Origin of the sequence: Parasedimentitalea denitrificans, from assembly GCF_011813015.1 — a bacterium.
Lineage (GTDB): Bacteria > Pseudomonadota > Alphaproteobacteria > Rhodobacterales > Rhodobacteraceae > Parasedimentitalea > Parasedimentitalea denitrificans.
In genome coordinates this window covers 1-7,357 of sequence record NZ_QHLQ01000046.1, presented here as the reverse complement: position 1 = coordinate 7,357, position 7,357 = coordinate 1, and the positions used below count along the sequence as shown (strand labels likewise).

General features: G+C 50.3%; 5 protein-coding genes. 1 reads left to right on the top strand and 4 read right to left on the bottom strand.

Annotation, left to right across the window (positions count from 1 at the left end; genetic code table 11):
* Positions 1-477 precede the first annotated feature (477 nt).
* Positions 478-2,859 carry a calcium-binding protein gene (locus DL239_RS20995; protein WP_167686056.1) on the top strand — a complete coding sequence of 794 codons (2,382 nt, stop codon included), beginning with the start codon at positions 478-480 and terminating at the stop codon, positions 2,857-2,859.
* Positions 2,860-3,556: 697 nt separating this feature from the next.
* On the opposite strand, the gene DL239_RS21545 is transcribed toward DL239_RS20995, so the two are convergent.
* From DL239_RS21545 to DL239_RS20980, 4 genes are all read right to left on the bottom strand, one after another.
* Positions 3,557-3,814: a hypothetical protein gene (locus tag DL239_RS21545; RefSeq protein WP_206188587.1), complete on the bottom strand. Its 258-nt coding sequence runs from the start codon at positions 3,812-3,814 to the stop codon at positions 3,557-3,559.
* A gap of 1,599 nt (positions 3,815-5,413) precedes the next feature.
* Positions 5,414-5,653 carry a hypothetical protein gene (locus DL239_RS20990; protein ID WP_167686055.1) on the bottom strand — a complete coding sequence of 80 codons (240 nt, stop codon included), beginning with the start codon at positions 5,651-5,653 and terminating at the stop codon, positions 5,414-5,416.
* Between the two features lie 370 nt (positions 5,654-6,023).
* Positions 6,024-6,566, bottom strand: coding sequence for a hypothetical protein (locus DL239_RS20985; RefSeq protein ID WP_167686054.1), 543 nt, complete (start codon positions 6,564-6,566; stop codon positions 6,024-6,026).
* Entirely contained in the window at positions 6,566-6,946 is a 381-nt protein-coding gene (locus DL239_RS20980; protein WP_167686053.1) for a hypothetical protein, read from the bottom strand. The genes DL239_RS20985 and DL239_RS20980 overlap by 1 nt, the downstream gene beginning before the upstream one ends.
* Between the last annotated feature and the right edge of the window lie 411 nt (positions 6,947-7,357).

The following is a 7,357-nucleotide window of genomic DNA, read 5'->3' as shown; positions in this document are numbered from 1 at the left end:
GAGCCGCGATCCTCAACGGCTTTACTGCACTTGGCATCCCCAAGACAGAGGCGATAGGCTAAATCCGTCCGGTGTCAGGGGAGGTCCGACCTCAACCTTATTTGTGCAACAAAGCCGTGCAAGAGTCGAGTTTCTAAAATGCGGTTTATTTAAATCTAATTTTCCGGAAACTTTTAGAAAAATAGACTGAAAAACAGACCAAAGGCTTCGACTGCTTATGAGTTTGCGAATTAAGAGGTTCTTAGTTTTATGAGATTTGCGATCTAAATCAAAGCGTAATAGCTTGTGCCGGTTTCGGAAACTATACCTAACCTTTCCTCCAATTGTTCTCAAATAAGTGGTTGAGTTAACCAAGTAGTAGGTTTCGTAATGGCCGTTCGTTTCACCTAAACTTTTCGGAAGATGTGATTAAAATTTGCGTACTCATTCATTAGGGCCGCTGCATCTAAACGGGTACCGCTCGAGAGGTGATCCTTTATGAGCGGTGTCAAAATGTCTGTGTTAAATATAGTCTACCAATCTAGTGTCGAAACGACCGACGAGATACAGGCAGCTCACTTTTCTGGTAATATAATATCAACAGTAAATACCGTATCGGGTGTGCCGACCTCGGATTTTCATGATGCAGTCGAAAATTTGGGAATTGGAGGATTGAGATATCCCGCAGGTCAACCGGATACGGTTTATGCGGATGGTATGTTGGAAGAAGGAGCTCTGCAAGCTGGGCTTATTTCATTTCTGGAGTGGGCAAGAGATGGAGGCTTTAAGGTTCTACTCGTGACACCGACTTTTGAAAGCTATCCAGGTGCAGAGGTAATTTCGGAATTTGTTAGGTTGGCTCTTAGCCAGTATGGCGATGTTATATCCGGTTTTGAAATTGGAAACGAATACTGGCAAAGCCAAAGTGAAGCCGAGTATGGCGCAGTTGCAAATGAAACAATATTAGCAATTGAAGACGGTGCATCGGGTTTGGATTACGTTCCTGAAGTTCTAATTCAAATGGCAAATCCATCTGGGAGTTCAACTAGCTATCCGGCAGGAACTGATAGTTGGGGGAATAGGGTAACACTAGCAAATCAGGAGATAATTGAACAACTGTCCGACGCCGCCCGTGAAGCAATTGATGTTGTTGTTGAGCATTACTACTTCAACGATGAACCCGTGAGTTTTTCAGGCGCAGCACATGAGATGAATTTTATTCCAGATAAACTGGATGTTTGGGAAGAAGAGCTTGGGAGGTCGTTGGACCTTCATATTACTGAGTGGAACGTCACGTCTCGAAATCTCGACGCTTTGGGGATGAGAGCGGCGTCAACTTTGCTCCAGCAATTTGAATATATGATAACAATGGGTGTCGATGCTGCATATGTTTGGCCGCCCCATCACAACACGTCCAATGACCTTGCTGGTTCCGGAGAGGTCATTGTCGATCCGCTGTCAGGCATAGTTGTCAACTCAATTGGAGGGGCTGTGTTCGACTTGATGAGCTCGTCATTACGCGGAACGCATGTCGTTGATATGAACGTCGAAGGGCTGGGTGGTGCGCTCAACCTGAATGCATATTCAAGCGATCAGAAGACGGTTCTATATGTTTCTTCTATGGCAGAAACCGTGTCGGATATCTCTTTCGACATTGGTGGCTACATCGATAGTTTTGTTGCAGTTGACGGCGTACTTGTTGGATACGACGCTGAAACGTCGAATGGTCGTCACTACAATTACCAACTGAATCAGTTCGTTGATTCCGATTTCGTCATGGTTGAAGGGGATAAGTACTTCCTTAACGAGCATGACGTGCAGGCAGAGATATCATTATTTGATGAGAGTGACCTCGGAGGCGGCACTTCCCTAAGTTTTCAATTGAAGCCATTTGAAATAATACAAATCACCTATCACCATGAGATCCCAAGGGATGGAACTACGGACGATCCTCCATCTGATGAAACTGAGGAGGGCGTCAGTATTGTTGGTAGTACTGAAAATGACTCAATTACTGGAAGCATCGGGAACGACAGTATTGACGCCGGCGCTGGAGACGATTGGATCATTGGGGGGCTTGGTGACGATCAAATAATTGGCAACCGTGGCAATGACACCATTGAGGCCGACGCTGGCGCTGATACCGTTAATGGCTGGGGGGGAGATGATGAAATCCATGGTGGTTCCGGAAGTGATAGGCTGTATGGCCAACAAGGGTCAGACACGATTATCGGTGGTGAAGGTGCGGACACGATCTTTGGGGGGGATGATGATGATCTTCTGATTGGGAACGAGGGTCACAATAAGCTGCATGGCGATGCAGGAAATGACACCCTGAATGGTGGGAACCATCGCGACGTGATGACCGGCGGCAGCGGAAATGACGAGCTTAACCTAAGTGGCGGCAATGACCTGGCGTATGGGCAAGAGGGACATGACACGTTGAATGGCGGCTTTGGAGCTGATGAATTGAACGGCATGGATGGAAATGATGTGCTCACAGGAGGCTCGTTGTCAGATTTGCTCACCGGGGGGAAAGGAAATGATTTTATCAACGGCGGTTATGGATACGACCGTATCAACGGCGGCGAAGGTGCGGATAAGTTCTTTCACCTAGGTATTGAGGGGCACGGCTCAGACTGGATCCAGGACTATTCAGCGGCTGATGGAGACGTTCTGCTGTTTGGTAGCGCCAGCGCCACGGCGGATGATTTCCAGATCAATATTAGCAATACAGAGGGTGCCGGTGCCAATGACGTCGATGAAGCATATGTTATCTACAAACCGTCGGGCCAAATCATCTGGGCTCTGGTCGATGGAGCTGATCAGGATGAAATAGTTCTGAAACTAGGGGGCGATTTCTTTGACTTGGTGGCATGAGTCTTATCCGTGGCATGACCTGAAAGCACGTTAATTTGTATCCTTTTCTCCGATTGTCTAAAGAGGGAGCTTTGCATTCATATCCAGATGGTCTGAATGTGATCTCGGCCCTTGCGATAAGGACGCCATACTAGGCTGGCTCCCTTAAATCCCCTATGATCTACGCGAAGCCCCAGAGGCTGAGGACTTGCGTTCTAACTTACGAACTTTGGCCAAAACCACCGGACCGCATCTCAGGGCTCTCTAGGAATCTGATCTGCAGTTCCGGGGTGGTGAATTAGTTCAACGTAATCAGAAGCCTTAGCATGCTATCCGTGAATGGTTGGTTACCCTTGACAGGGCGGTGCAGAATAGGTTGCTGATGCAGCCAGAGATGAACAGTCGGATGTTAGGACTTGTGCGTAATGAGAGATCGACAAACCAAGAATTGAGCACCAAAAGTAGGGCACTGATTTTGGCACATAGCGTAGACATTTTGTTGTGAGTAACAGAAACTCGAATTAAGCGGTTCCAGCTAAGTTTTTGAATTTTTTGGTGCACCTGAGAGGTTTCGAACCTCTGGCCTCAGCCTTCGGAGGGCGATTCTAAACGGAGGTGTTTTCCTATTGTACCTGTTTTATTCTTGTTTTCATCCCAAGAAGCCACTCAAAGGGGGGCGAAAAAAAGGGCGACCCCCTATTTGTTCCCCGCCGTGCAATCACCTCACGTTGCGGCGGTTATCAATCGCGTCCACCACGCTTCTTTGGAAGTAGGTCGGATGATGCCAGTAAGTCGTCTCAAACGTCTGAATTGTTGCTGAGAAGAGTGAGGCTGCATCTTCCCTGCTTGCGCCATTCTGCATAGCCCAGGTGATCGCGGTGTGCTTCAGGATGTGAGGGATTACGCCTGCGCACATATCGATCGCTTCGGTTGCAATGCTTAGCGCGTTCGCCCAGCCTTTCTTTACCTCCTTCACCCGCTGTCCCGCGTGGTTTTCACAGACTTAGTTTGCGCCGAGTCTTTTCCATCTGCTGACGTGTTCAAGTAGGCGGGCAGGGCAACGAGCAACCGAGCGCCGTTTATTGGTGACCGCCTCACCGTCACCCATTCGGTAAGTGACACCGCCCTCTGTGTCGGTCCAACCTGCGTGTGAGCTTGGCTGGTCAATCGCCAGGGCAAGTGTCGCAGTCTTGCGAGTGCCGGTGTACAGACTGGTAATGATGAATCGCTGGAGCTGTTGCCGACCGTCAATGCAAAGTGAGCGGGCCGCCCATAGTAATGCTTTAGCTTGATCTCTGGTTAGCCACCGCTCTTTGGTTTGTAGCTTGTCAGGAAGTGAGACAAGGGGGGCTCCTAGGAAGTAGCCCTCTCGTGCGCATTGGTTAAGATCGGCTTGTAACATTTCGGCGTAGATCGCCAGGATGCGGCCAACCGTTATTTCGCTCGCTGTAACGGGATCACTTGGCCGGAATTTCCTTTTGATGCACTCGGAGTGCTGCGCTTCAGTTTCGCTGCGGCAGCTCGTGCCGGTCCAGATCTCAATCCCTCCTTGGTCTTAGATGACGTAGGCTGAGGGACGGTTTGTTCTCTTGCTCTCGTAGAGCTGGGCGCCTTTGGGTCTACGCGGCATACATCCACCGACTTTTCAATTTCATCGTCTCTAATTTTAGAGCGACTACCACATTTGATTGCCAAATTGTATTCCGACGCTTTTGCAAGCAGAGCGTCCTGGTAAAAACCGAGGTGAGACGCCACTTTGCCGATAGTCCAGAGGTTTACAAGCATTTAGTTGACCTCCCTTTTGGACTTGCGCGCACTCATCATTTTTGATGCGATATCATGCGCTTCGGCAAAGTTGTCCAGGTATTCCACTTCCAGCGCATGTGGCCGTTCTCTCACCCAGGAGACGACGAAAACAAGCGTGGCCAGCAGGTACAGACCTTTGATCTTGAGGAGGGTCGTAACTTGGCCTCACGCGCTTTGTGCTCGAGCTTTGAAACCACCATGATTACTGGTTTCAGCTCCGTATCGGCGTCTTTATTTCCTCGGCCAAACCGACCATCCAAACGTGGCTAAAAGGCGCGTGGGATTAGTTCCCAGTTGGGCAGGTCAGTATTGGTTTTGTTACCGTCCAAGCACTTCAGACACTTACTCTCCGGTATCGGGTCATTTGCCTGCTCCCAAAGCCATTTGTGCTTCAGAACACGCCGGGTATCAGCACCAGTGTGAAGTTTTTCAACGTTGATCAGGTAGACCTAACCGTCCTTTGGACAAACCATCTCATGGCTTGGGCTCTTGAAGGTATGGGGCCGTTGCTCTTTTTTAACTGAGGTGAGCGCAGTTGGCGTAGAAAGGCATCCTCTTACCCTCGTTCGCGGGCGCATGACCTGGATTGTACTGGCCGGTACGCCCTGTCAGCCAACCGTTGCGTTTGCAGAGGGAAGCATAGTTGCTGAGCTTTACGCCATCGCGTTTGAATTTAGCGCAAAGTTTGGCGTGAGCAGCGGGCCGTTGTGCGTTTTGTTTTTCTCAACCCAAGCAAGCTCTTGTGCGCTGTAATTGATTGGTTTCCCCTTCATCTTGTAGCACTCCCGATCATCGGCAGATGGGGAACAACAGCGGCGCCATGGTCCGCGAACAACTTGGAGGCCTTAAGCTGAAGGTGAGCATTGCCAATGATCTGGTCTGAAACTGATACAATCGCCTCTGTGCGCATCACTTCATTGTCAATTTGCTCTGCGGGCAAGCCTTCTACACCAAGGCGTTCCATTTGTACAAATAGATGGTTGGTCAGGTCTGAAGGCTTGTTTTTCATAACACCTCCTAGGTTCCTTTCTCCCGCCCCAGGTCACTCACGTTAGAGGTCAGGGCGGGGTATCTGTTGAGTTTCAGCGAAGAACAACTTCGCCGCTTATCTTCCTTTTCCACTTGGATTTTTGCTGCCGTGAAAGCTATCGTTTGTGTTGCTTACACCGTTGTGCTTGGCCCGCACGAGGTTTGCCTTGGCGATCTGCGCCTTGTAGGTGCGTTGTCCTCATCGTCATCGCAACCCAAGAGCAATGGGAACCATGTGCTCGACATCCCAGCGTTCTCTGGTGCCGTCGATTTTTCACTGCAGTTAGGGCAGAATCCTTTGTGCGCCTCGAAGAGGGCTAGCCGGTCGCGGATTGTCCAAGAACGGCGAGTCATGCGATTTTTTTCTTGCCGGTATTGGCCAACTGGTCAGGCGTGACACCGATCAGATCCGACATCCATTCCACGACTGTTTGCTTACTTGCCTGAAGCGCTCTTGCGCCCATCGACCTCTGGTTCTGACTATGTGGCGGGTGGCAGTAGGCCACCGAGCCTTCGATATTGGTGACGGCATATCTGCTTATGCGAATGGCCAAGCGGGACATTGATCCAGCAACGCGTTCGGCGCGACGTTCGCAGTCGATGGCCTTCATTTCAGTGGCGCAGTACCCGTTTATGATTAATGCATGATTGCGAAGGGTCTCGGCGCTCTTGGCATATGGGGCGTCTTTCAGGTGCTCAGGCAGGTTCTGCCAGGCAGTCCGAACAAAGGCGAACTGGTGTTTGTGGCTCTTGGCGGGGCGTTCTGGGTCCAGATCGACATTCACGATCTCGCCAACGCCCAGCCGGTCGTTCAACTGGTGTATGGTGTAGCTGCCATCCGGCGCTAGAGTCTGTCCGGTCCAAACACAGCGGATGAGATCGTTGCTACGCATCAACCGACCTCAATCACGTTCCAATAGTCGAGCATGACGCCGCGAGCCTCTTTGGCGGAAGCTCCGATTTCTTCGGTGATATCAGAGAGAACCTGACGAGAGTTAATGTTGTCCACACCACCAACATCACTTTCACGACGCTCGTATTCCTGGTTGAACAAGTCACGGTCATGGCTGTATGCGATCCGGTGTTGTAGCCATGAGCCGCGACTACCGCTTTTAGTGTGGGCCTTGGTGAAGTGGCCGCTCATGTGGTCGTCTTGGGCTGTCTCATCTCCGCAGCAGCCACAGGTGAAGGTCTGAGGGATCAAGCCCTTGCGGAAATAAACAACCTCGATCAGGTCGGATGCTTTCAAGCTGGTCTTGTTAAAGGCATTCATGTCCTTATCTCTCGTTTGCTTGAGGATGAACTAAATTTGCAAATGATAACTGATCATGTGATAAATTAGCATTTGCTAATATGCCGTAGGCCGCGCCAGACTCAAGTCACCACCGCCAACGCCCGCAGGTCATCTGCTCAGCCACCCTAGCTGACGATGAAGGAGAGTGCAGAGAAACCCCGCATTAGGCGCGGCAGTATAACTGTTGGTAGCAATGAAAGCCCTTTAGGCCGAGCGGACTTTGTCCACGCTGCTGACGATTGCGCCGGATTCAATGCCGCTGTTCACCTGCTTGGTTTCAAAAGGCCGCTCCTAGCCAATGTTGTTGAAAAACTCTTGTTGATTTGAGGGTATATGACTGATTCAATTTCCTTATTGGCGTGGGGGGATTGGTGGCGATGTTAGGACCAA

Coding starts and splice junctions, on each gene's coding strand:
- DL239_RS20980 (WP_167686053.1), bottom strand. CDS start 6,946: ATGAATGCCTTTAACAAGACCAGCTTGAAAGCATCCGACCTGATCGAG.
- DL239_RS20985 (WP_167686054.1), bottom strand. CDS start 6,566: ATGCGTAGCAACGATCTCATCCGCTGTGTTTGGACCGGACAGACTCTA.
- DL239_RS20995 (WP_167686056.1), top strand. CDS start 478: ATGAGCGGTGTCAAAATGTCTGTGTTAAATATAGTCTACCAATCTAGT.
- DL239_RS20990 (WP_167686055.1), bottom strand. CDS start 5,653: ATGAAAAACAAGCCTTCAGACCTGACCAACCATCTATTTGTACAAATG.